General features: G+C 39.1%; 1 protein-coding gene. It reads right to left on the bottom strand.

Features of this window, described 5'->3' with window-relative positions:
* Positions 1–45: 45 nt before the first annotated feature.
* Positions 46–1,268, bottom strand: a protein-coding gene (locus FTU72_RS16185; RefSeq protein ID WP_180053117.1) for an IS3 family transposase whose coding sequence is annotated in 2 segments (ribosomal slippage) — positions 46–932 and positions 932–1,268 — 1,224 coding nt in all. Because the reading frame shifts where the segments join, the coding sequence is not laid out codon by codon here.
* Positions 1,269–1,311 lie beyond the last annotated feature (43 nt).

The following is a 1,311-nucleotide window of genomic DNA, read 5'->3' as shown; positions in this document are numbered from 1 at the left end:
TGTCTTGTCCTGAAATAGATTGACAGTATTCCACTTCAAACCGAGTTAAGCAATTAGCTCGGTTTTAGTTTGCTCATACGTCTGATTCGGGGTGTTCATATTTAAACTTAAATGTGGTCTATAGCAATTATAAATCATAATAGATTCCGCAATTAAGTGATCTAACTCCTTCATGGTTTGACATCGTGTAATTAAAAACTCCTGCTTTAATATTCCATTAATCCGCTCTGCTAATGCATTCTGGTAACAGTCTCCTCCATCTGTCATAGAAGGACATACCCCATAATGGCGTAATGCCGATTGATATAGTTCAGAGCAATACTGAGAGCCTCTGTCTGAATGATGAATCATCCTTGTCGCTCGATCCGTCACATGCTGCATCGCCATATGTAGAGCCTGCACAACATTCTCCGCACGCATATCATTCGATAACTTATAACCTTTAATCTGACGGGTATAAGCATCTGTCACTAAGGATAAATAATGTACGCCTTCAGCACTCTCAACATAAGTAATATCACTAACAAAGACTTCGTTGGCTTGCACTGCTGAATAATCCTTTAATAAATTTGGATGCTTCTTCATCCAATGCTTGCTATCCGTAGTTTTTGTATAGCGATGCTTGGGGCGAATCAATAAATTATGCTCTTTCAATATTTTAAATAACTGATCCCGTCCACACTTTAAACCACGCTGCAACAATTTGCCTTTAATAAGCCAATACAGCTTACGTGTTCCGATACTTGGCATGAGACAACGATATTCCATAACCAACTCAAGTATTTGTTCAGTTGCTTGTGCAGTCATTTGAGCACGTTTTTCTGCTTGATAATAAGCTTGTCGGGTGATTCCCAACCACTGACAATAACGTGAAACGCTTAGTCTTCTTTGGCTTTGCCAATCTTTGAAACGTGCTCGGTATACTTTTTTCCAAGATCAGTCCCACATTCTTTATCAATGTGATAAATCACATCCTGAATAAATTCAGTTTTAAGCTTTTCTGCGGCTAACTGCTTTTCTAATTGGCGGATTCGTTGTTGGGGGGTTAATTGGCGTTTAGAAGAAGTCGGCATATTCGAAGTCCAGTCCTGTTGTCCGTGCTTGCGTAACCATACCAGCACAGTTGATCTTCCTTGAATACCATATTTTGCCTGAGCTTGTTTATAAGTAATTTGCCCTTTTTCTACTTCATGTACAACCATCATTTTAAAGGCGAAGCTATAATCACGTTGTGTGCGTTTAACTCGTTGTTCTTGTGCATGTTCCATAAAATAAGTCTCTTAAGGTGTAAACTTATTTCAGGACGGGACA

It is taken from the genome of Acinetobacter sp. YH12137, assembly GCF_013418535.1.
Taxonomy (GTDB): Bacteria; Pseudomonadota; Gammaproteobacteria; order Pseudomonadales; family Moraxellaceae; genus Acinetobacter.
Note: the sequence above shows the minus strand (reverse complement) of the source record. Positions and strands in the feature narration are given on the sequence as shown.